The following is a 21,289-nucleotide window of genomic DNA, read 5'->3' as shown; positions in this document are numbered from 1 at the left end:
ACGAAGCGGAGAGCGGGCAGTGGGGCGAGGTACTACACGAGGGAGGGTCGTCCATGGTGGCACCGATTCTACTGTCCCTCGGCGGCGGCGAAGCTGAACGGATGCCCGATCGCTCCCGTGCTCACCAGCTGACCGGCAGCGCCTTGCCCTCTTCGTACCCCGCGGCCGACTGCAGTCCGACCAGCGCCCGCTCGTGGAACTCCGGGACGGACGAGGCGCCCGCGTAGGTGAACGAGGACCGCACCCCCGAGGTGATCATGTCGACCAGGTCCTCGACGCCGGGCCGGAGCGGATCCAGGTAGATCCTCGACGACGAGATGCCCTCGGCGAACAGCTCCTTGCGCGCCCGCTCGTAGGCGTCGAGGCGTCCGAAGCGCGCCTGCACGGCCTTGGTCGACGCCATCCCCCAGGACTCCTTGTAGATCCGCCCCTCGGCGTCCGCCTGCAGCTCGCCCGGAGCCTCGATCGTGCCCGCGAACCAGGAGCCGATCATCACCGACGCGGCGCCCGCGGCGAGCGCCAGGGCGACGTCGCGCGGATAGCGCACCCCGCCGTCCGCCCACACGTGCGCGCCCAGCTCCGCGGCGGCCTGCGCCGTCTCCAGCACGGCCGAGAACTGCGGGCGGCCGACCGCCGTCATCATGCGGGTGGTGCACATCGCACCGGGTCCCACGCCGACCTTGAGGATCGATGCGCCGGCATCGACGAGATCGCGCACGCCGTCCGCCGTGACGATGTTGCCCGCCACGATCGGGATGCCCAGCTCGAGCGCCGCGACCGTGCGCAGGGCGCGCAGCATGCCCTCCTGGTGGCCGTGCGCGGTGTCGACCACGAGCACGTCGACACCGGCGGCCGCCAGCGCCCTCGCCTTGGCCGCGACGTCGCCGTTGATGCCGACCGCCGCGGCGACCGCGAGGCGCCCCGACGCGTCGACCGCCGGGCGGTACAGAGTGGAGCGCAGCGCGCCGCGCGCGGTCTGCGTGCCGACGAGGTGACCGTGCTGCAGCACCGTCACCATCTCGGCGTCCACGGCCGTGATGGCGTCGAATGCGGCACGCGGGTCCGCCACGTCCTCGGCGTCCAAGGACGGGGTGTCCGCGCGGGTCAGGTCGCCCAGCTGCGCGTCGCGCAGCGCGGTCGCGAGCCGGGCGGCCGGGAGGATTCCGTGGATCGCGTCGATGTGCAGGCCGTCCGGACCGCCGGGAGCCTCGGCGACGACGATGCCGTGCCCGTCGGTCGCCGGCATCAGCCGCAGCGCGTCCTCCACGGTCGCGAGCGGCGAGAGCACGATCGGGGTGTCCCAGGCGACCGGCTGGCGCTTGACCCAGCGGATCGCCTCGTCCAGCTCCTGCAGCGGCATGTCCTGCGGGAGCACGCCGATGCCCCCGCGGCGGGCCAGGGTGGCGGCGAGCCGGGGGCCTGTCACGGAGTTCATGTTCGAGGACACCAGCGGGATGGTCGCGGGGGTCCCGTCCTGCGGGGCCAGATCCACCTGCAGGCGGCTCGTCACATCGGAGCGACGCGGCACCAGGAACACGTCGGAGTAGGTGAGATCGACCATCGGGAGTTCGCCGGAGAACTGCATGCTCTCAGGGTAGCCGTCCCCCGCCGGAACGCCTCGGGTGCCGCGGGTGCCGGCTCGCCCGCCCTGCGGATCCGGAATGCCGTGATCCGGATCCGGAATGCCTCCCGTGACGGGGCCGTCACGCGCCCATGTCGGCGACCGCGGAGCCCCGCAGACCCGTTAGGCTTGATACCCGGATGAGTGGCCATACCCGGAGATCACCGGGGACGGATCCCACAGCTTCAGCGACGAAAGAGGGCGATCGAGCGTGTCGAGCCAGGTGACCGGCGTCGGGACTTCTGGAGATGGAGAGTTCGGAGCCAATTCCTGGCTCGTCGACGAGCTGTACGAGCAGTTCAAGGTCGACCGCAACTCCGTCGACAAGGAGTGGTGGCCGGTTCTCGAGAACTACCGTCCGTCGGAAGCCGGATCCCCCGCCCCCGCCCCCGCCCCCGCCGCATCGCCCGCACCGGCCGCGGCCGCCGAGGTCACGCACCCGGTGACGGCGCCGATCCCGGTGATCGGCCAGCAGCCGGTCGCCCGCACCACGACGAAGCCGGCCCGGCAGGCGCCGATCCCGGCACAGGCCCAGGACCGCACGGCCGCCGAGCCCGGCGCCGAGCAGCACGAGGACCTCGTGACGCCGCTGCGCGGCATGCCCAAGACCCTCGCCGCCAACATGGACGAGTCGCTGACCGTGCCCACCGCGACGAGCGTGCGCACCGTGCCGGCGAAGCTGATGATCGACAACCGGATCGTCATCAACAACCACATGTCCCGCACCCGCGGCGGCAAGGTCTCCTTCACGCACCTCATCGGCTGGGCGCTGATCCAGGCGCTGAAGGAGTTCCCGAGCCAGAACGTGTACTACGCGGAGGTCGACGGCAAGCCGAGCGTGGTCGCACCCGCGCACGTCAACCTGGGCATCGCGATCGACATCCCCAAGCCCGACGGCACCCGCGCCCTCCTCGTCCCCTCGATCAAGCGCGCCGAGACGCTCACCTTCAGCGAGTACCTCTCCGCCTACGAGGACCTCATCGGGCGCGCCCGCGGCAACAAGCTAACGGCCGCCGACTTCCAGGGCACCACGCTCTCGCTGACCAACCCGGGCGGCATCGGCACCGTGCACTCGGTGCCGCGTCTGATGAAGGGCCAGGGCTGCATCATCGGCGCCGGCGCCCTCGAGTACCCGGCCGAGTTCCAGGGATCCAGCCAGAAGACGATCGACGTCCTCGGCATCGGCAAGACGATCACGCTCACCAGCACCTACGACCACCGGGTCATCCAGGGCGCCGGATCCGGCGAGTTCCTGAAGAAGGTGCACGAGCTCCTCATCGGCGAGCGCGGCTTCTACGAGGGCGTCTTCCGCGCGCTGCGCATCCCCTACGCTCCGATCCACTGGAGCAAGGACATCGCGGTCGACCTCGCCGAGCGCATCGACAAGACCGCCCGCGTGCAGGAGCTCATCAACTCCTACCGGGTGCGCGGACATCTCATGGCCGACATCGACCCGCTCGAGTACGTGCAGCGCACGCACCCCGACCTCGAGATCGAGACCCACGGCCTGACGTTCTGGGACCTCGACCGAGAGTTCGTCACGAACGGCTTCGGCGGCCAGCGCCAGCTCAAGCTCCGCGAGATCCTCGGTGTCCTGCGCGACTCCTACTGCCGCACGATCGGCATCGAGTACATGCACATCCAGGATCCGGAGCAGCGCCGCTGGTTCCAGGACAAGGTCGAGGTCAAGTACGTCAAGCCCGGCCACGACGAGCAGCTGCGCGTGCTCAGCAAGCTCAACGAGGCCGAGGCCTTCGAGACCTTCCTGCAGACCAAGTACGTCGGCCAGAAGCGCTTCTCGCTCGAGGGCGCGGAGTCGCTCGTGCCGCTGCTCGACGAGATCCTGCAGGGCGCGGCCGGTGCGGGCCTCGACGGCGCCGCGATCGGCATGGCGCACCGAGGCCGGCTGAACGTGCTCGCGAACATCGCGGGCAAGACCTACGGTCAGGTCTTCCGCGAGTTCGAGGGCTCCATGCAGCCGGGCAACCAGCGCGGATCCGGCGACGTGAAGTACCACCTGGGCAAGGAAGGCACCTTCGTCGCCGATGACGGGGCCGAGCTGCCGATCCTCCTCGCGGCCAACCCGTCGCACCTGGAGACCGTGGACGGGGTGCTCGAGGGCATCACGCGGGCCAAGCAGGACCGCAAGCCGATCGGGACCTTCACCTGGCTGCCGATCCTCGTGCACGGCGACGCGGCCTTCGCCGGCCAGGGCGTCGTCGTGGAGACCCTGCAGATGTCGCAGCTGCGCGGCTACCGCACCGGCGGGACCGTGCACGTCGTGGTCAACAACCAAGTCGGCTTCACCACGCTGCCGAACGACTCGCGCACCTCCGTGTACGCGACCGACGTCGCCAAGACCATCCAGGCGCCCGTGCTGCACGTGAACGGCGACGACCCCGAGGCCGTGGTGCACGTCGCCCAGCTCGCCTTCGAGTACCGCGAGCGCTTCCACCGCGACATCGTGATCGACCTCGTCTGCTACCGCCGCCGCGGGCACAACGAGGGCGACGACCCGTCGATGACGCAGCCGCTGATGACCGACCTGATCCAGGCGAAGCGCTCCGTCCGCAGTCTGTACACGGACGCGCTCGTCGGCCGCGGCGACATCACCCAGGAAGAGTACGACCAGGCCAAGGCCGACTTCCAGAACCGCCTGGAGATCGCGTTCGCCGAGACGCACGCGGCGGAGACCGGCGCCACGCCGATCATGCCCGACCTTCCCCCGGTCGACGCGCAGACGGGATCCCTGGAGTTCTCTGGCGTGCCCGTCGAGGTCGTCCACCTCATCGGCGACGCGCACGCGAACAAGCCCGAGGGCTTCACCGTGCACCCGAAGCTGCAGCAGGCGATGGACAAGCGCGTCGACATGAGCCGCAACGGCGGGATCGACTGGGGCTTCGGCGAGCTGCTCGCCTTCGGGTCCCTGCTGGTCGAGGGCATCCCGGTGCGCCTCGCCGGCCAGGACTCCCGTCGCGGCACCTTCGTGCAGCGCCACGCCGTGCTGCACGACCGCGCGAACGGCCAGGAGTGGCTGCCGCTGGCGAACCTCTCCGACAACCAGGCCCGCTTCTTCGTGTACGACTCGCTGCTCAGCGAGTACGCCGCGCTCGGCTTCGAGTACGGCTACTCGGTGGAGCGTCCCGAGGCGCTGGTGCTCTGGGAGGCGCAGTTCGGCGACTTCGTCAACGGCGCGCAGTCGGTCATCGACGAGTACATCTCCGCGGCCGAGCAGAAGTGGGGCCAGCAGTCGAGCGTCGTGCTGCTGCTGCCGCACGGCTACGAGGGTCAGGGACCGGACCACTCCTCGGCGCGCATGGAGCGCTTCCTGCAGCTGTGCGCGCAGGACAACATGACGGTCGCGCGTCCATCCACCCCGGCGAGCTACTTCCACCTGCTCCGCCGGCAGGCGTACGCGCGTCCGCGCCGACCGCTGATCGTCTTCACGCCGAAGGCCATGCTGCGTCTGCGCGGCGCGACCAGCCCGGTGGAGGACTTCACGCAGGGCCGGTTCGAGACGGTGATCGACGACAGCCGCGAGCTGGACCGGAACGCCGTCAAGCGCGTGCTCTTCCACTCCGGCAAGGTGCACTGGGACCTGGTGTCGGAGCTCGAGAAGAACCCCAACCCCGAGATCGCCCTGGTGCGGGTCGAGCAGCTCTACCCGGTGCCGCTGCGCGCCCTGAAGACCGTCGCCGACACGTACCCGAACGCCGAGATCGTCTGGGTCCAGGAGGAGCCGGAGAACCAGGGCGCCTGGCCGTTCCTCGCGCTGCACTTCCAGACCGTGCCGGGCCCGCGCGTCGTGCGCCCGATCACGCGCCCGGCCTCGGCCGCGCCGTCGACGGGTTCCTCGAAGGTGCACGCCGCGGAGCAGGCCGATCTGATCGCGCGGGCGCTGACCCTCTGAGCCGCCCGCTCAGCCGTCCGACGCGGCGTCCCGGTTCTCCGGGGCGCCGCGTCGCCGTTTCCGGCCGCGGCGCACGAGGGTCACCGCGACGGCGATGACGGCGACCGCGGCGGGCACCAGGAGCGCGGCGCCCGCGAGCAGGAGCAGCCCGATCGTGCACACCGAGGCGACCACGGCCATCCACCATCCGGGGGTGCGCCGCGGGAGGATCCTGATCGCGGCGATCATGCCGACCGTGTACACGGCGACCATGCTCGCCGTGTGGATGAGGATGAACGGCTGCAGATCGAACCCCGTCGCCCAGGACACCGCGAAGTACGCGAGCACGAGCGTCATCGACAGCAGCAGCGCACGCCGGGGAACCGCGCCGGACTCGGCGCCGCGGGCGAACCACCGCGGCAGGTCGCCGTTCACGGCGAGCGACGCGCCGAGCTTGCCGAACGCCGCGAGGTAGACGTTGAGCACGCCGAGCGCCACGACCGCCGACACGACGCCGATGAGGGCCGGCGCCGCGCGCACACCGCCCGCCTCGGCGAGGTCCAGCAGCACGACGTCGCCGCGCCCCGATCGCTCCCCCAGCGCTCCGACCGTGACGATCTGCAGCGCCAGATAACTCCCGCCCGCGAGCACCAGCGTGATCGCGGTCGCCAGCGGGATGGTGCGCCTCGGGCGGGCGAACTCGCCGGAGATGTGCGTGCCCACCTCCCAGCCCGCGAAGGCCCACACGAACATCACGATCGCCGTGCCGACGCCGCCCCAGCCGTGCGGCAGGAACGGCGTGAAGCTCTCCGGGCGCACGGCGGGCGCGGCGACCGCGACGACGATGACGACGATCGCGAGCAGCAGGCCGGTGAGCACGAGCTGGAGCCAGCCGGTGAGCCGCACCCCGAACAGGTTCGCGACGAACGGCACCACGAGGAATCCCAGGGCGAGCCACGGGATCGCCGCGCGGTCGATCCCGACGACGGTCGCGATGTACCGGGCGCCGAGGACGGCCACGACCGGGCCGCCCGCGGCCACGCCGAAGAGGAACCAGTAGCCCGTGGCCCGCGCCGCGACGGGTCCGAGCGCGGTGCGCGCATAGCTGGCGACGCCTCCGGGGTCGGGATGGCGCGCCGCGAGCGCGGCGAACGCGCCGGCGAGCGGCACGGCGAGCAGGGTGATGACCCCGACCGCGACGAGGCTGGCGGGGCCGGCGGTCGCGCTCGCGAGCCCGGGCAGTACCAGGAGCCCGGTGCCGAGCACGGACGCGAGATACAGGGCGATGCCCTGCGCGAGACCGAGCCCGGACGGCGCACCCGGCTGCGCGAGGCCGCCGAGATCGGTGCCGTCCGATCCCTCGGCGGGACGGAGTGCGGTCATGCCCTCACCCTAGGGAGGGGGCCGGACATTCAGTACCAGATGGTGAGCGCAGGCGCCGCGGCCGAGCCGAACGCGTCCTGGATCGACACCGCCGCCTCCGCCGATGCGGAGATCCGCCCGGCGGCCCGCAGCGCGATCGCACTCACGCCGCCCAGGTACAGCGACGACAGCGCGTCGACCCCCAGCTCCACGTCCGGGGCGTCCGACGTCGCCTCCACGACCGCGTCGCCCTCCGCATCGACCCGCAGCCGCCAGGATCCCTCGGCGAGCCCGAGCGGATCCGTCACCCGCAGCACGAGATCGAGCGGGGTGCGGTAGGCGCGCGCGGCGAGCGCCGCGGGGACGTCCAGGATCCGGAGCCAGCCGTGGTCGTGGACGGTCGTCTGCACGGCGCGCTGGTCGGCGACGAGCCAGGGCAGCGGGTCGTCCAGCGGACGCAGGTCGGCGTGCACCGTGCGGATCAGGTCGTGGTTCATCGCGAAGGCCCAGAGCGCGCGCAGCGCCTCCGGGGTCTCTGCGTCGAGGTGGCGGATCGCGAGATCGGCGCCGAACTCGTCGGGGAGCATGTCGAGCGTGTAGGCCAGCACACCCCGGGTCACCCCGTCGGCGTCGACGGCCCTCACTCCGCGGACTGCCCGGGACCGCTCGTCCCCCGGCGTGAGTCCCGCCATGCGCAGCCAGCGCAGGGGCCACCCCGGGACTTCGCCGGCCCGGCCGAGACGAGCGCGCTCGTGCACCTCGTCGAGGGCCGTCCTGAGGGCCTCCGGCTCGAGGTACTCGACCGTCGGGAGTGCGTCTGTCACCGGCAGCCGGATGCCGCCGGCGCGCCGGGCGTCGACGCGCAGGTGCGCGACCGGGATCGCGGGGCCGAAGCCGTAGCGCCCGTAGATCGTCGCCTCGGTGGCCGTGAGCCCCGCGATGGGAACGCCCGCGGCGGCCGCGGCGCGCAGCTCGCCCTCCAGGAGGTTGCGCGCGATGCCGCGCCGACGGTGGGTGGCCGCGACCGTGACGATGCTGATCGCCCACATGTCCACGTGCGCGCCGGGACCTCCCGGCACCGTCATGGGCGTCACCCAGGAGTCGACGGTCGCGACCGGGAGCTCGATCCCCGGGGCGTACACGCCGATGTTGCGCCGGAGCGCCATCATCTCGCCCATCAGGCGGATCGCGTCGTCGTCGGGCTCCTTGTCCAGGAAGCCCCTCGCGTCGGCACGGGCGAACCCGCGCAGCTGCACCGGATCCGTCACGTCGACCACGCGGTAGTCGAGCTGGGACGCGCTCAGCCGCTCCCGCGAGAGCGGGTCGACGGGGATGTCACGGGCGTCGAGGTCTGCCATGACCTCAGCCTAACCACGGCCGACGACGCGGCGTCGGCCTCCCGGCGCGGTGCGATGCGTCAGTGCGCGGCGGCCTGCACGGCCCGCAGGCGAGCGAGCACCTGGTCGCGCAGCTCCTCGGGCGCGGTCTCCTTGCACGCTCGCGACACGACCTCGGTCAGCGTGGTGGCGACCAGCGCCTCCTCGGCGCAGGACGGGCAGTTGTCGAGATGCTCGCGGATATCGGAATGCTCCGTCTTGCACATCTCGTTGCGGAGGTACTCCTCCAGGTCCTGCCGCGCCTTGGCGCATCCGCAGTCCGTCATTTCGTGCTCCTCGTGCCGGCCGCGGCGATGCCTCGCTCCGCGGCGTAGTCCGCCAGCAGCTCCCGCAGCATGCGTCGCCCGCGGTGCAGGCGGCTCATGACGGTGCCGATGGGGGTCTTCATGATGTCGGCGATCTCCTGGTAGGCGAAGCCCTCGACGTCCGCGAGGTACACCGCCAGCCGGAAGTCCTCCGGGACCGCCTGCAGCGCCTCCTTGACGACGGAGGCGGGCATGCGGTCGATCGCCTCGGCCTCGGCCGAGCGGCTGTGCGAGGCCGTGGTCGACTCGGCGCCGCCGAGCTGCCAGTCCTCGAGCTCGTCGATCGTGCCCTGATAGGGCTCGCGCTGCCGCTTGCGATAGATGTTGATATAGGTGTTCGTCAGGATCCGGTAGAGCCACGCCTTCAGGTTGGTGCCCTGGGTGAAGCTCGACCACGAGGCGAACGCCTTCACGAAGGTCTCCTGCACGAGGTCCGCGGCATCGGCCGGATTGCGCGTCATGCGCATGGCGGCGGCGTAGAGCTGATCCATGAAGGGGATCGCCTGCTCCTCGAATTCCCGGCGCGCGGAAGACTCCGCGTCCGGCTGCGCGTCCAGCGGTGCCTGATCGTTCATCGCCAGCCAGTCTAGGCCGAAGACCTCCCGGGGCACCCGCTCGAGCGTCGCCAGCATGAGCCCGTCCTTCTCCGTCTTCCCGCGGCCTCCGATCGGAGCCCTTCAGTAGGGTAGGAACCGATGAGCGCTTCGACGTATTCCCCCGCACCCCGCGGCCGCTGGATCGCGCCCCAGGCCACCGGCGCCGTGGACGCCCGGCTGCACGTGCCGGGATCCAAGTCGCTCACGAACAGGGAGCTCGTCCTGGCGGCGATCGCCGACGGCCCGGGGCTCGTCACCGCTCCCCTGCACTCGGACGACTCCGCACGCATGATCGACGCCCTGCGCGCCCTCGGGGTCGGCGTCGAGGAGCAGCCGGGATCGGGCGGGTTCGGGCCCGACCTGAGGATCTCCCCCGCGCGTCTGCGCGGCGGCGCGACGATCGACTGCGGCCAGGCCGGCACCGTCATGCGCTTCATCGCCCCGCTCGCCGGGCTCGCGGACGGCGACGTGCTGATCACCGCGCACGAGACCGCGCTGCACCGTCCGATGGGTGCGATGATCCACGCGCTGCGCGACCTCGGGGTCGACGTCGAGGACCACGGCAGCTGGTCGCTGCCGTTCACGATCCGCGGGCGGGGCCACATCCGCGGGGGCCGCGTGGAGATCGACGCCTCCGCGTCCAGCCAGTTCGTCTCGGGCCTGCTGCTCGCCGCGCCCCGCTTCGACGTGGGCCTGCACCTGGTGCACACCGGCGCCCGGCTGCCCAGCATGCCGCACATCGACATGACGGTCGAGACGCTGACCCGACGCGGCATCAAGGTCTCCCGGCCGGCCCCGGGCGAATGGATGGTCGAGGCCGGCGTGCCGCGCGCCCGCGAGATCGCGATCGAGCCCGATCTCTCCAACGCGGCCCCCTTCCTGGCCGCGGCTCTCGTCCTCGGCGGCGAGGTCTCGATCTCGGGCTGGCCCGCCCGGTCCACGCAGCCCGGGGCACTGCTGCCGGAGCTGCTCGCGCCCCTCGGCGCCGAGATCCACCGCGCGGGCGACGTGCTCACGGTGCGCGGCACCGGCGCGATCCGCGGTGGCGAGTTCGACCTGTCCGAGGCGGGCGAGCTCGCCCCCACCTTCGTCGGGCTGGCCGCCCTGGCCGACGGGCCGACCACGATCACCGGGATCGGGCACATCCGGCTGCACGAGACCGACCGGATCGCCGCGCTCGCCGGCAACCTGCGCGCCCTGGGCGGCGAGGCGGAGGAGCTCGAGGACGGCATCCGGATCCTTCCCCGCGCCCTCCGCGGCGGCACCTGGCCGGCCCATCACGACCACCGCATGGCGACGACCGGAGCGCTCATCGGCCTGCGCGTGCCCGGCGTCGAGATCGACGAGATCGGCACCACCGCGAAGACCCTGCCCGAGTTCACCCAGCTGTGGACCCGCCTGCTGGCCGCTCCCGCGACGAGGAGCGAGACCGCGTGAGCTGGCTGGACGACGACGGCGACGACGAGCTCGACGACTTCGACGAGTCGCAGATCCGGACGCGTCCGAATCCGAAGGCCAACCGGCCGCGCACCAAGCGCCGTCCCGCGCACGCGGACGCCGAGGTCGGACGCGTGCTGGGCGTGGACCGCGGACGCTACGCCGTGCTCCTCGGCGAGGGGACCGACGACGAGCGCACCATCACCGCGGCACGCGCGCGCGAGCTGCGCCGCACCCCGATCGTCACGGGCGACGCCGCGCGCGTGGTCGGTGACCTCACCGGCGAGGAGGGCACGCTCGGCAGGATCGTCGGAATACTCGACCGCTCCTCGCTGCTGCGCCGCAGCGCGGACGACACCGATCAGGTGGAGCGCGTCATCGTCGCCAACGCCGATCAGATGCTCATCGTGGTCGCCGCGGCGGATCCGGAGCCGCGTGAGCGTCTCGTGGACCGCTACCTCGTCGCGGCGCTCGACGCCGGGATCCGCCCGCTGCTCGTCGTCACCAAGACGGACCTGGCCGATCCCTCCGAGTTCCTGAAGCACTTCGACGGCCTCGATCTGCAGGTCTTCACGAGCGCTCAGGGCGAGATGCCCGTCGACGAGATCGGGGCGGCGCTCATCGGGCACTCCACGGTGTTCGTCGGGCACTCCGGGGTCGGCAAGTCCACGCTCGTCAACGCCCTCGTCCCGGGCGCCGGGCGTGCGACGGGCCACGTGAACGAGGTGACCGGGCGAGGCAGGCACACCTCCTCGTCGACGGTGTCGCTGCGCTACATCGCCCCGGAGCTCAGTCCCGGCACGCCCCTCGGCTCGGGCTGGGTCATCGACACCCCCGGCGTGCGGTCGTTCGGGCTCGGTCACGTGGATCCGCAGAACATCCTGGCGGCGTTCACCGAGCTCGCGACGATCGCCGAGAACTGCCCGCGCGGCTGCACGCACCGTGCGGACGCCGAGGACTGCGCGCTGAACGAGGCGGCCGCCGACGGCGCCCTCGGGGACGCGGGGCTGGCGCGGCTGGAGTCGCTGCAGCGGCTGCTCGCGACCTTCGCCGACAAGCTCTGACGGCCGACGCCCGGCGCCCGGGCCCCGTGCCCTGTGTCCCGTGCCCCGTCGACCCGAGAACTGACCGCGAGACCGAACCTGCGTCGCGAGACCGCGTGATTCCGCCTCGGTCTCGCGACGCAGGTTCGGTCTCGCGGTTGGTGGATCCGGGTAGCCTGGACGGGTGACTGAGCAGCGCCTCGAATCCGGAAACACCGCCACCGACTTCACCTTGCAGGATCAGGACGGCGCGTCCGTCTCCCTGCACGACCTGCGCGGCAGGAAGGTGATCCTGTACTTCTACCCGGCGGCGATGACGCCGGGCTGCACGACCGAGGCCTGCGACTTCCGCGACAGCCTGTCGTCGCTGCAGGGCGCGGGGTACGCCGTCCTCGGCGTCTCCCGCGACGAGGTCGCGAAGCTGAAGAAGTTCGCCGAGCGCGACGGGCTGTCCTTCCCCCTGCTCAGCGACGCCGACCTCGCCGTGCACCGCGCCTACGGGGTGTGGGGCGAGAAGAAGAACTACGGCAAGGTCGTCCAGGGCGTCATCCGCTCGACCTTCGTCATCGACGAGGACGGGGTCGTCGAGCACGCGCTGTACAACGTCAAGGCCACGGGCCACGTGGCCCGGATCCGCAAGCTGGTCGGGCTCGCCGCCTGACCGCGCCGCTCAGTCCTGCGCGGCGTCGCCGTGCCCGCGGGTCTCGGCCCCGGCGCGGCGCGTCAGCAGGAACAGCATCACGACGCCGAGCGCGGCGGGGATCAGCAGGGCCAGCACGAACGTCGTCGGGAACGGCCGGATGCCCACGGCGCTGAGCGCGACCGCGATCGCGAGGATCTGCACCACCATGCCCCCGCTGCGCCCGAAGGAGCGCTCCCGCAGCACGCCGTAGGCGAGCGCGCCCAGCCCGACGGCCCCGACCGCGCTGAGCCCGATGAGACCGAGCGCCGACGGCAGCGAGGTCGCAGTGCCGGAGCTCAGGCCGAACACCTCGACGAGCGTGACGACGAGCAGGGCGAGCGCCTCCAGGGCGAGCAGAGTCGCGGCGGCGATGGTCAGTCTCGACGGGCGCATACGGACTCCTGGGGATCATCGGGGGCGGCAGCGGTTCGCTCGCGGTTCCCCTGCCGTTCACACCCGGTCCAGAAAAACCTTGATCGTTCGCCTTTCATGTAAGAGAATAGATCACAGCCATGTGCTCCCACAGCGGCGTGGGGCGAGCAGCTGCTCGCATCACCAATGGGCGTCGGCCCCCGAACGCCGCCTACGAATTCCGGGCACGCGAACCTCGCGCACCCACGACATTTCCACACTGAGGAGCCCCCATGGATTGGCGCGACAAGGCCGCCTGTCTCACCGTCGACCCCGAGCTGTTCTTCCCCGTCGGGAACACCGGTCCGGCCGTCGATCAGATCGAGAAGGCGAAGGCCGTGTGCGCCCGGTGCACCGTCACCGAGGTCTGCCTGCAGTACGCCCTCGAGTCCAGCCAGGACTCGGGCGTCTGGGGAGGACTCAGCGAGGACGAGCGCCGCGCTCTCAAGCGCCGCGCCGCCCGCGCCCGCCGCGCCGGCTGATCCGCCGCGCCCGCGGACCGAGCCACAGGGCAGCCGAGGGCCTCGGCTCGTTCCGCCGTCGCGGGCCCGCTGAGCCCCGTCTCGACTCAGCCGTTCACCCAGCGCATCGGGATGTCGATCGTCACGGTCGTGCCCTCGCCGTCGGAGCCCTCCCACACGATCGTGCCGCCGAGCTCGCCCTGGATCAGCGTGCGGATGATCTGCGTGCCGAGCCCCTGACCGATCCGGCCCTCCGGCAGGCCGTGCCCGGTGTCGCGGACGATCACCCTCAGGTTCTCGTCGGTGCGCTGCGCCTCGATCGTGACGAGGCCCTCCTGACCGGCCAGCCCGTGCTCGACCGCGTTCGTGACGACCTCGGTGAGGGCGAGCGCGAGCGGCGTCGCGTACTCGCTCGGCAGCACGCCGAAGCGCCCGGTCGACTGGGTGCGCGCCCGCGTGTTGGGCGCCGACGCCACCTCGGCCACGAGCTTGAGCACGCGCGCGAAGACCTCGTCGAAGTCGACCTTCTGGGCCAGCCCCCCGGCGAGCGTGTCGTGGACGACCGCGATCGACTCCACCCGGCGCATGGCCTGGGTGAGCGCGTCCCGCGCCTCCTCGGAGTGGGTGCGTCGGGCCTGGATCCGCAGCAGCGACGCGACGGTCTGCAGGTTGTTCTTGACGCGATGGTGGATCTCGCGGATCGTCGCGTCCTTCGTGATGAGCTCCTGCTCCTGGTGGCGCAGCTCCGACACGTCGCGGCAGAGCACGATCGCGCCGATCCGCGTGCCGTGGCCCTTGAGCGGGATCGCCCGCAGGGACACGGTGACCCCCCGCGCCTCCACGTCGGTGCGCCACGGCGCGCGTCCCGTCACCACCACGGGCAGGGACTCGTCGACCTGGCGGGACGGCGGGATGATCCGCGTCGTGACCTCGACGAGCGACTCCCCCTCGAGCTCCTCGTCGAAGCCCATCCGGTTGAACGCGCTCAGGGCGTTCGGGCTCGCGAAGGTCACGACGCCGTCCACGTCGATGCGGATGAGACCGTCCGACGCTCTCGGGGCGCCGCGGCGCGGTGAGGTCGGCGCGGAGAGGTCGGGGAACTCGCCCACCGAGATCATGCCGAACAGGTCGTCGGCGGCCTCGTTGAAGGTGATCTGCTGACGGGAGGGCGTGCGCGCCTCGCCGAGGTTCGTGTGCCGGGTGAGCACGCCGATCGGCCGCGCCCCCTCGCCGTCCCTGCCGCGGGCGCGCACGATCGGCACGGCGCGCACCCGGGTCGGCGTCTCCTCGAACCAGTCCGGGTTGGCGGAGTCGACGATCTCCGCGGTGTCGAAGGCGCCCTGTACCTGGGTGCGCCACTGCGGCCGCACCCGCTCCCCCACGATGTCCCGGTAGAACAGCGTCGCCGCGCCGCTCGGGCGCGTGTGCGCGACGGCGATGAAGGAGCCCTCGGCCGTCGCGATCCAGATCACGATGTCGGCGGAGGCGAGGTCGGCCAGCAGCTGTCCGTCGCCGGCGAGACGATGCAGCCACTCGACGTCTTCGTCGTCGAGGCAGCCCTGGGCCTGGGCGAGATCACTGAGAGTCGACACCCTGACAGCCTAAGGTGTGGACGAACGCGCTCCCTCCGCGCGACGCCCCGCGCGCGGACGGCGGTCAGAGGATCGCCAGCGACGTGGCCCGCCAGCGCCGGTCCAGCCCCTCCAGGCGCACGGCCACCGCGCGCGTGCGCCCCGGCGTCTGCACGATCAGCGTCGCCTCGACGACGCCGTCGGCGGGCTCGGACACGTGCGTGGAGAGGATCCGGAAGACGGGACGAGCCGGAGCGACGCCGCGCGCACTGCGCGCCCGGGCGGAGAGGTTCGCTCGCGCCGTCAACGCCACGAAGGCCTCCTCCGTGAGCCAGCGCGCGAGCTGGTCGGTCTCCCGCACACCCGCGAGGACCTCGAGCACGCCGCGCGTCAGGCTCTGCAGCAGCGGGGTCGGATCCGGCAGGTCCGCGGTCGGCGTCGGCTGCCGCGCGAAGTCCTCGAACGTCACCATCGGCGTCCCCCCTCGGCACTCGAACATGGCGTGTCTGGCATTCGAGCACATCGGCGCACGGCTCGGGCGACGGCCGGCGAGGAATGTGGATAACCCGTACGCGGCGCGCGGCGGCCGCCTACGCTCGTCGCTATGGAATGGGATCGGCTCTTCGAGGATCTCGAGGATCAGATCGCCTCGGGGTGGGAGGCCGAGCGCGCGGCGCTCGACGCCGAGGCGGAGCGGCTGCGGATCGCGCGGCTCGATCTGCGTACCCGGCTCGGAGCGCTCGCCGACGAGGGGACCACGGTGACCGCGGTGCTCGCCGATGCGACGCGCGTGCACGGACGGCTGCGCGCGGTCGGTGCGGACTGGACCGCCGTGCAGCCGCAGGAAGGGGCCGGGCTGGCCCTGCTGCCCGCGCACGCCGTGGAACTGTGGTCGCTCGATCACGGGGCGCTCCTGTCCAGCGTCGGCGCCGCGCCGCTCTCCCCGCTCCGGGAGCGCATGACCTTCGGCTTCGTCGTGCGCGACCTCGCCCGACGCCGCGGCGGCGTCACCCTGCGCACACGCTCCGGGACGCTGCTGACGGGGACGATCGACCGGGCGGGAGCCGACCACCTCGACCTGGCGCTGCACGACGCCGGCGCCCCTCGCCGGGCACGCGCGGTCACGGGTTTCCGCATGGTGCCGTTCGCGTCCGTGCTCATGATCGGCGCCGACGCACCGGCGAGCGGGCCGGCCTGAGCACGACGCCCCGGGCTACTCCCCCCGGCGGAGCGGCGGACCCCACAGCTCGGGGAAGCTCGCCGCGTTCGCCTGCCGCCACAGCGCCCGGCGCCGGGCGTCCTCGGCCTGCTCCGCGAGGTAGTCGGAGATCGAGTCCTCCTCGACCCTCCAGGCGCCGGGGTCGCCGAGCCTGGCGCCGCGGAGCCGCCCCTGCAGGATCAGCTCGACGACCTCGTCCGCCTGCACGCCGAGCAGCTCGGCGACCTGGGCGGGAGCGAGATGGCGCGGTGCAGCAGCGGATGCGTCGGGCATGCACCCATTGTGCTCCGCGCACGCCCGTGGATGATGCACCACCCGGGGCTGTGGACAACTTCTCCGGCGCGGATCCGGAATCTGTGACCATGTCCCCATGCGCACCCCACGAACAGGCCGACGCCCTTGGACCGATCTGCGATTCTTCATCGGCCTCCTGCTGATCGTGCTCTCCGTCGCCGGGGTGTGGCTGGTCGTCGGCGCGGCGCGGCAGACCACCCCTGTCCTGCAGGCGGCGCGCACGATCGTGCCCGGCGAGCCGCTCACCTCCGCCGACGTGCGCGTGGTCGAGGTGATGCTGGGGACCGCGGGGACCGGCTATCTCACCCCGGCCAGGCTCCAGCCGGGTCTCATCGCGACCCGCACGATCGCCGAGGGCGAGCTCGTGCCGTCCTCCGCCGCGGCCGACGCGGATCAGGGGCGCACGACGTCGGTGGTCGTGCGCAGCACCGTGCCGGTCCCGGCGTCCGTCGAGACCGGCACGGTCGTGGAGGTGTGGGCAGCCGACCCGCGAGACGACGGGAAGGGCTTCGCGGAGCCCCGCGTGCTGCTCTCCGACGCCGTCGTCGCCTCCGTCGGCCGTGACGACGGGCCGCTCTCGGCGAACGCGACGACGCTCGAGCTCGTCGTCAGCCGGAGCGCGGTCGGCGAGGTCCTCACCGCGCTCAGCGGAGGAGCCTCGCTCTCGGTGGTCCCGGTCGGAGCCCGCTCGTGACCGCGGTGGTGCTGGCGGTCGCCCGCGAGAGAGCCGATGCGCTCGCCGACGAGCTGGAGCTCGCCGGCATCGAGGTGGTCTCGCGGCTCACGCCCGAGCGGGCGGCCGGACTCGCGCCGCACGCGGAGGAGCTGCGCGCCGCGGACGCGCTGCTGATCCCCGCGGACCGCGCCTGGCTCAGCGGAGCGCTGCGCGACGCCTGCGATCGCGCGGGTGTGCGGATCCTGACGCTCGGCGACGGCCCGGCCGCCGCACGGATCGCCCGGCGGCACGGCCTCGGCGCACCGCTGCCCGCCTCCGCGAGCGGCTGGGATGTCGCCGATGCGCTGCTGCCGCGCGACGACGGCGGCTCCCTCCGGGATGCGGCGGATGCCGCGGATCCGCCCACGAGCCGCCTCATCGCCGTCTGGGGCCCGCACGGCGCGCCGGGACGCAGCACGGTGGCCGTGCAGCTGGCGGCGCTCCTCGCGGCGCCCGACCGCGGCGTCGCCCTCGTCGACGCCGACACGCACGCGCCCGCGATCGCCCTTCTGCTGGGTCTCACCGACGACGGCCCGGGGATCGCCGCGGCCTGCCGTCGCGCAGAGCTCGGGCTCCTCGACGCGGCGGAGCTCAGCCGCCTCGCGACTCCGGTCGAGACCGCGGCAGGCGCCGTCGACGTGCTGGTCGGGATCAACCGTCCCGCGCGCTGGCCCGAGCTCACCGCACCCCGGCTGCACGGCGCTCTCGAGGCGTGCCGGCAGTGGAGCGCGGTCACCGTGGTCGACGTCGCCGCCTCGCTCGAGGCCGACGAGGAGATCGTCAGCGACCTCGAGGGTCTGCGACGCAACACCGCGACGCTGACGGCGCTGCGCTGTGCCGACCGCATCGTCGCCGTCGCCTCGGCCGACCCGCTCGGCATCGCCCGCTTCGTCCGCGGCTACGCCGAGCTGCGGGCCGAGATCGGCGAGGCGCCGGTCACGGTCGCCGTCAACAAGGTGCGCCCCGGCCCGCTCGGCATCGATGCGCGCGGTCAGATCCGGCGGGCGCTGGACCGGTTCTCCGGGATCCGCGACGTGCACTTCCTGCCCTTCGACCCGCGCGCTCTCGACGCGGCCGCGCTGCACGCCCGCCCCGTCGCCGATGTGTCGGGGCGGGCGGCCTTCACGGTCTCGATGCGATCGCTGGCGGCGGCGCTGCTGCGCGACGAGCAGCCCCCCGCCGTCACGCGCAGAGCGCGACGCCGCGGGGCCGCCACCGCGTGATCCGCAACGGGATCACTGCCGATAGCTCGCGAGGAAGTTGCCCAGACGCTCGATCGCCTCGGTGATCACCCGGGGCTCCGGCAGCGTGACGACGCGCAGATGGTCCGGCGTCGGCCAGTTGAACCCGGTGCCCTGCACGAGCAGGATCCGCTCCGCGACGAGCAGGTCGTAGATGAGCTTCGCGTCGTCGTGGATCTCGTGCACCTCGGGATCGAGGCGGGGGAACGCATACAGCGCGCCGGCGGGCCGCACGCAGCTCACTCCGGGGATGGCGGACAGCCCTTCCCAGGCGGCATCGCGCTGCAGATGCAGCCGGCCGCTGGGGGCGATCAGCGACTCGATCGACTGCACCCCGCCGAGCGCCGCCTGCACCGCGTGCTGCGCCGGCACATTCGGGCAGAGCCGGGTCGAGGCGAGCAGCGTGATGCCCTCGATGAACCCCTTCGCGTGCTGCTGCGGGCCGGTGATGACGAGCCAGCCCGAGCGGTAGCCGGCCACGCGGTAGGTCTTGGAGAGCCCGTTGAAGGTCAGGCAGAGCAGGTCGGGGGCAAGGGTCGCGGTGGGGATGTGCTGCGCGTCGTCGAAGAGGATCCGGTCGTAGATCTCATCCGAGAGCAGCAGCAGGTCGTTCTCGCGCGCCACCTGCACGATGCCCTGGAGCACCTCGCGCGAGTACACGGCGCCCGTGGGGTTGTTCGGATTGATGATGACGATGGCCTTGGTGCGCGGGGTCACCTTGGAACGCAGATCCTCCAGATCCGGGTTCCACCCGTTCTCCTCGTCGCAGAGGTAGTGCACCGGGGTGCCGCCGGCGAGGCTGGTCATCGCGGTCCACAGCGGATAGTCCGGGGCGGGGATGAGCACCTCGTCGCCCTCGTCCAGCAGCGCCTGCATGGTCATGGTGATGAGTTCCGAGACGCCGTTGCCGAGGTAGACGTCCTCGGGATCGACGAGCGGGAATCCCTCGACCTGTTCGTAGCGGCTGACCACCGCCCGGCGGGCCGAGACGATGCCCTTGCTCTCGCTGTAGCCGTGGGCGCCGGGCAGCGTCGCGAGCATGTCGCGCACGATCTGCTGGGGAGCCTCGAAGCCGAAGATGGCGGGGTTGCCCGTGTTCAGCTTGAGCACCGAGTGACCTGCCGCCTCCAGCCGCGCCGCCTCGACCAGCGCGTTGCCGCGGATCTCGTAGAGGACGTTCTTCAGCTTGGACGACTGGTCGAAGGTACGTGGCATCTCGAAAGCCTATCCGCCGATCGATGCCCCGCCGTGCACACCGGGGCGCCGAAAGGGCCACGCACCGTCGATTGGACCGCGTCGGAGCGACCGGCCTTCACGCCCTGGCGCGGCGCGCTTCGACATGAGCGATGCGTGCCCGTCGGCTGCTCTCCACGTGGGCGGCGGCGAGGGCCGCCGCGCGCTCGCCGTCGCGCGCCTTGATCGCCTCGAAGAGCTCGCCGTGCTCCTCGCTGAAGTGCTGCAGATCGTCGTGCTGCGAGAGCGCCCAGCGCAACCGGCTGCGGATGCCCTTCATCATGTCGCTCAGCAGCTGGTTCTCCGCGAGGTCCGTGACGATCTCGTGGAAGTCGGCCGCGGCCCGACGGGATCCGATCCCGTCGCCGACGCGCGCACCGCTCTGCTCGGTCTCGATCGACTGCTGCAGGCGCGCCAGCCCGTCCCGCCGGTACCGTTCGGCGGCCAGCCGGAACGCCAGGGGCTCGAGCACGGCGCGCACCTCGTCGAGATCGGCGAGATCCGCGTCCGTGAACTCGCGCACCACCGCCCAGGTGTGCGGACGCAGTTCGACGAGTCCCTCCGCCACGAGCACCTTGAGCGCATCGCGCACCGGCACCCGGCTCACGCCGAACTCGGTCGCGAGGTCGCGCTCGATCAATCGGCTGCCGGGGGCCCGCACCCCGTCGAGGATCGCGTCGCGCAACCACACCGCGATCCTCGTGGATTCGAGCTGACGTTCTTCCGTGCTGGTCACGGGCCTATTCTTCCATCGAGAGCCGCGCCCTCCGCGACCATGGTGCGGCGACGGCGCGCCGGTCAGCCCGCCGGGGACTCGACCCAGCGGATCCCCTCCTTGAGCGAGGGCACGATCTCGGTGCCGATCGTGCGGGCGAGGAGGTCGTCCAGTCGGTCGAGGGGCCCGATGAGCGCGCGGCCGCCGGCCCGCGCGACGCGGATCGCGGCGTCGATCTTCGGCTGCATCGACCCTTCGGCGAAGGCCATCGCCGCCACGGCGTCCGCCGACGCGGTGTGGATGTCGCGCTGCTCCGGCGTGCCCCAGTTCTCGCTGACGTAGTCCCCGTCGGTGAGCATGATCAGGGTGTCGGCCTGGATGTCCTCGGCGAGCGCGGCGCTGGCCAGATCCTTGTCCACGACCGCCTGCACGCCGATGTGGCGCCCCCGGGAGTCGATGCGCACGGGCACCCCTCCGCCGCCGACGCAGACCGCGAGGCTGCCGGCTTCGAGCAGGCGGCGGATCAGCGGAGCCTGCACGATCGAGAGCGGCTGGGGCGAGGGCACGACCCGACGGAAGGCGTTCCCGTCCTTGGCGATCGTCCAGCGGTACTCCGCGGCGGCCTCGGCGGCGTCGTGCGCGGAGTACTGCGGGCCGATCAGCTTCGTGGGTCGCACGAAGGCGGGGTCGCTCTCGTCGACGACGGTCGTCGTGATGATGCCGGCGACCTCGCGCTCGCCGGCGAGCGCGTTGGAGAGCTCCTGCTGCACGACGTACCCGATCATGCCCTGGGTCTCGGCCCCGAGGATGTCCAGCGGATAGGCGGCGACGTCCTGATAGGCGAGGTTCTGCAGCGCGAGCAGGCCGACCTGCGGTCCGTTGCCGTGCGTGATGACGACCTCGTTGTCACGGGCGAAGGGCGCCAGCGCCTCGCACGCCGCCTTCACGTTGGCGCGCAGGTATTCGGCCGTCATCGGCTCGCCCCGACGGGCGAGGGCGTTGCCCCCGAGTGCGACTACGACACGCATCTGGTTTCTCCCTCATGCTGAGGCCGCGGACGCGACCGGTAGGTGATTCAGGACTGGTACTCCATTTCA

General features: G+C 72.2%; 20 protein-coding genes. 8 read left to right on the top strand and 12 right to left on the bottom strand.

Annotated elements, in window-relative coordinates; translation table 11 throughout:
• Nucleotides 1–121: 121 nt before the first annotated feature.
• Complete coding sequence (locus tag WFJ01_RS10570; RefSeq protein ID WP_251444872.1) at nucleotides 122–1,585, bottom strand: GuaB1 family IMP dehydrogenase-related protein; 1,464 nt, start codon at nucleotides 1,583–1,585, stop codon at nucleotides 122–124.
• Between the two features lie 247 nt (nucleotides 1,586–1,832).
• Between WFJ01_RS10570 and WFJ01_RS10565 the strand changes: the two genes are divergently transcribed.
• Nucleotides 1,833–5,531, top strand: coding sequence for a multifunctional oxoglutarate decarboxylase/oxoglutarate dehydrogenase thiamine pyrophosphate-binding subunit/dihydrolipoyllysine-residue succinyltransferase subunit (locus tag WFJ01_RS10565; protein WP_336628988.1), 3,699 nt, complete (start codon nucleotides 1,833–1,835; stop codon nucleotides 5,529–5,531).
• Between the two features lie 9 nt (nucleotides 5,532–5,540).
• On the opposite strand, the gene WFJ01_RS10560 is transcribed toward WFJ01_RS10565, so the two are convergent.
• Genes WFJ01_RS10560 through WFJ01_RS10545 form a run of 4 tightly spaced genes read right to left on the bottom strand, consistent with a single transcriptional unit; the run spans nucleotide 5,541 to nucleotide 9,206 of the window.
• Nucleotides 5,541–6,893, bottom strand: a complete 1,353-nt coding sequence (locus WFJ01_RS10560; protein WP_336628987.1) for an APC family permease — start codon at nucleotides 6,891–6,893, stop codon at nucleotides 5,541–5,543.
• Between the two features lie 29 nt (nucleotides 6,894–6,922).
• Nucleotides 6,923–8,230 carry a GNAT family N-acetyltransferase gene (locus WFJ01_RS10555; RefSeq protein WP_336628986.1) on the bottom strand — a complete coding sequence of 436 codons (1,308 nt, stop codon included), beginning with the start codon at nucleotides 8,228–8,230 and terminating at the stop codon, nucleotides 6,923–6,925.
• 59 nt (nucleotides 8,231–8,289) lie between these two features.
• Complete coding sequence (gene rsrA, locus WFJ01_RS10550; RefSeq protein WP_251444884.1) at nucleotides 8,290–8,535, bottom strand: mycothiol system anti-sigma-R factor; 246 nt, start codon at nucleotides 8,533–8,535, stop codon at nucleotides 8,290–8,292.
• Nucleotides 8,532–9,206: a sigma-70 family RNA polymerase sigma factor gene (locus WFJ01_RS10545; protein WP_442927965.1), complete on the bottom strand. Its 675-nt coding sequence runs from the start codon at nucleotides 9,204–9,206 to the stop codon at nucleotides 8,532–8,534. The genes rsrA and WFJ01_RS10545 overlap by 4 nt, the downstream gene beginning before the upstream one ends.
• Nucleotides 9,207–9,269: 63 nt before the next feature.
• Here WFJ01_RS10545 and aroA point away from each other — a divergent pair, with 63 nt between their 5' ends.
• The 3 genes from aroA (at nucleotide 9,270) to bcp (ending at nucleotide 12,311) form a co-directional block, all read left to right on the top strand.
• Entirely contained in the window at nucleotides 9,270–10,607 is a 1,338-nt protein-coding gene (gene aroA / locus WFJ01_RS10540; protein WP_336628985.1) for a 3-phosphoshikimate 1-carboxyvinyltransferase, read from the top strand.
• Nucleotides 10,604–11,671: a ribosome small subunit-dependent GTPase A gene (gene rsgA / locus WFJ01_RS10535; RefSeq protein ID WP_251444890.1), complete on the top strand. Its 1,068-nt coding sequence runs from the start codon at nucleotides 10,604–10,606 to the stop codon at nucleotides 11,669–11,671. Before aroA ends, rsgA begins: the two co-directional genes overlap by 4 nt.
• A 163-nt stretch (nucleotides 11,672–11,834) precedes the next feature.
• A complete protein-coding gene (gene bcp, locus WFJ01_RS10530; RefSeq protein ID WP_336628984.1) occupies nucleotides 11,835–12,311 on the top strand; it encodes a thioredoxin-dependent thiol peroxidase in 477 nt (158 codons plus the stop codon).
• Between the two features lie 9 nt (nucleotides 12,312–12,320).
• Here the strand turns inward: bcp and WFJ01_RS10525 are convergent, their stop codons facing one another.
• A complete protein-coding gene (locus WFJ01_RS10525) occupies nucleotides 12,321–12,725 on the bottom strand; it encodes a hypothetical protein (RefSeq protein WP_295032483.1) in 405 nt (134 codons plus the stop codon).
• Nucleotides 12,726–12,976: 251 nt separating this feature from the next.
• On the opposite strand from WFJ01_RS10525, the gene WFJ01_RS10520 reads away from it, so the two are divergent.
• Nucleotides 12,977–13,225, top strand: coding sequence for a WhiB family transcriptional regulator (locus WFJ01_RS10520; RefSeq protein ID WP_045249333.1), 249 nt, complete (start codon nucleotides 12,977–12,979; stop codon nucleotides 13,223–13,225).
• A gap of 86 nt (nucleotides 13,226–13,311) precedes the next feature.
• On the opposite strand, the gene WFJ01_RS10515 is transcribed toward WFJ01_RS10520, so the two are convergent.
• Together WFJ01_RS10515 and WFJ01_RS10510 are read right to left on the bottom strand one after the other, a co-directional pair.
• Nucleotides 13,312–14,796 (bottom strand): sensor histidine kinase, encoded by a 1,485-nt coding sequence (locus WFJ01_RS10515; protein ID WP_336628983.1) that lies wholly within the window; start codon nucleotides 14,794–14,796, stop codon nucleotides 13,312–13,314.
• Between the two features lie 64 nt (nucleotides 14,797–14,860).
• Nucleotides 14,861–15,247, bottom strand: coding sequence for an Rv3235 family protein (locus WFJ01_RS10510; RefSeq protein ID WP_251444902.1), 387 nt, complete (start codon nucleotides 15,245–15,247; stop codon nucleotides 14,861–14,863).
• Nucleotides 15,248–15,379: 132 nt separating this feature from the next.
• Here WFJ01_RS10510 and WFJ01_RS10505 point away from each other — a divergent pair, with 132 nt between their 5' ends.
• Entirely contained in the window at nucleotides 15,380–15,973 is a 594-nt protein-coding gene (locus WFJ01_RS10505; protein WP_251444906.1) for a hypothetical protein, read from the top strand.
• Between the two features lie 15 nt (nucleotides 15,974–15,988).
• Here WFJ01_RS10505 and WFJ01_RS10500 read toward each other — a convergent pair whose 3' ends face one another.
• Nucleotides 15,989–16,267: a helix-turn-helix domain-containing protein gene (locus tag WFJ01_RS10500; RefSeq protein WP_251444910.1), complete on the bottom strand. Its 279-nt coding sequence runs from the start codon at nucleotides 16,265–16,267 to the stop codon at nucleotides 15,989–15,991.
• A 97-nt stretch (nucleotides 16,268–16,364) separates the two neighbouring features.
• Between WFJ01_RS10500 and WFJ01_RS10495 the strand changes: the two genes are divergently transcribed.
• Complete coding sequence (locus WFJ01_RS10495) at nucleotides 16,365–16,982, top strand: SAF domain-containing protein (protein WP_336628982.1); 618 nt, start codon at nucleotides 16,365–16,367, stop codon at nucleotides 16,980–16,982.
• Nucleotides 16,979–18,226: an AAA family ATPase gene (locus WFJ01_RS10490; protein ID WP_336628981.1), complete on the top strand. Its 1,248-nt coding sequence runs from the start codon at nucleotides 16,979–16,981 to the stop codon at nucleotides 18,224–18,226. Before WFJ01_RS10495 ends, WFJ01_RS10490 begins: the two co-directional genes overlap by 4 nt.
• Nucleotides 18,227–18,238: 12 nt before the next feature.
• Here WFJ01_RS10490 and WFJ01_RS10485 read toward each other — a convergent pair whose 3' ends face one another.
• From WFJ01_RS10485 to WFJ01_RS10475, 3 genes are all read right to left on the bottom strand, one after another.
• The gene (locus WFJ01_RS10485) at nucleotides 18,239–19,459 is read right to left on the bottom strand and encodes a pyridoxal phosphate-dependent aminotransferase (protein WP_251444920.1); all 1,221 of its coding nucleotides are present in this window, start codon (nucleotides 19,457–19,459) and stop codon (nucleotides 18,239–18,241) included.
• A gap of 97 nt (nucleotides 19,460–19,556) precedes the next feature.
• Entirely contained in the window at nucleotides 19,557–20,213 is a 657-nt protein-coding gene (locus WFJ01_RS10480; protein ID WP_251444923.1) for a GntR family transcriptional regulator, read from the bottom strand.
• Between the two features lie 62 nt (nucleotides 20,214–20,275).
• Nucleotides 20,276–21,220, bottom strand: a complete 945-nt coding sequence (locus WFJ01_RS10475; protein ID WP_251444926.1) for a carbamate kinase — start codon at nucleotides 21,218–21,220, stop codon at nucleotides 20,276–20,278.
• Between the last annotated feature and the right edge of the window lie 69 nt (nucleotides 21,221–21,289).

Source organism: Microbacterium sp. MMO-35 (genome assembly GCF_037147555.1).
Lineage (GTDB): Bacteria > Actinomycetota > Actinomycetes > Actinomycetales > Microbacteriaceae > Microbacterium.
The sequence above is the reverse complement of the archived record's forward strand: the minus strand, read 5'-3'. Positions and strand labels throughout refer to the sequence as shown.

Coding starts and splice junctions, on each gene's coding strand:
- WFJ01_RS10570 (WP_251444872.1), bottom strand. CDS start 1,585: ATGCAGTTCTCCGGCGAACTCCCGATGGTCGATCTCACCTACTCCGAC.
- WFJ01_RS10560 (WP_336628987.1), bottom strand. CDS start 6,893: ATGACCGCACTCCGTCCCGCCGAGGGATCGGACGGCACCGATCTCGGC.
- WFJ01_RS10555 (WP_336628986.1), bottom strand. CDS start 8,230: ATGGCAGACCTCGACGCCCGTGACATCCCCGTCGACCCGCTCTCGCGG.
- rsrA (WP_251444884.1), bottom strand. CDS start 8,535: ATGACGGACTGCGGATGCGCCAAGGCGCGGCAGGACCTGGAGGAGTAC.
- WFJ01_RS10545 (WP_442927965.1), bottom strand. CDS start 9,206: ATGCTGGCGACGCTCGAGCGGGTGCCCCGGGAGGTCTTCGGCCTAGAC.
- aroA (WP_336628985.1), top strand. CDS start 9,270: ATGAGCGCTTCGACGTATTCCCCCGCACCCCGCGGCCGCTGGATCGCG.
- WFJ01_RS10525 (WP_295032483.1), bottom strand. CDS start 12,725: ATGCGCCCGTCGAGACTGACCATCGCCGCCGCGACTCTGCTCGCCCTG.
- WFJ01_RS10520 (WP_045249333.1), top strand. CDS start 12,977: ATGGATTGGCGCGACAAGGCCGCCTGTCTCACCGTCGACCCCGAGCTG.
- WFJ01_RS10510 (WP_251444902.1), bottom strand. CDS start 15,247: ATGGTGACGTTCGAGGACTTCGCGCGGCAGCCGACGCCGACCGCGGAC.
- WFJ01_RS10505 (WP_251444906.1), top strand. CDS start 15,380: ATGGAATGGGATCGGCTCTTCGAGGATCTCGAGGATCAGATCGCCTCG.
- WFJ01_RS10500 (WP_251444910.1), bottom strand. CDS start 16,267: ATGCCCGACGCATCCGCTGCTGCACCGCGCCATCTCGCTCCCGCCCAG.
- WFJ01_RS10495 (WP_336628982.1), top strand. CDS start 16,365: ATGCGCACCCCACGAACAGGCCGACGCCCTTGGACCGATCTGCGATTC.
- WFJ01_RS10485 (WP_251444920.1), bottom strand. CDS start 19,459: ATGCCACGTACCTTCGACCAGTCGTCCAAGCTGAAGAACGTCCTCTAC.
- WFJ01_RS10475 (WP_251444926.1), bottom strand. CDS start 21,220: ATGCGTGTCGTAGTCGCACTCGGGGGCAACGCCCTCGCCCGTCGGGGC.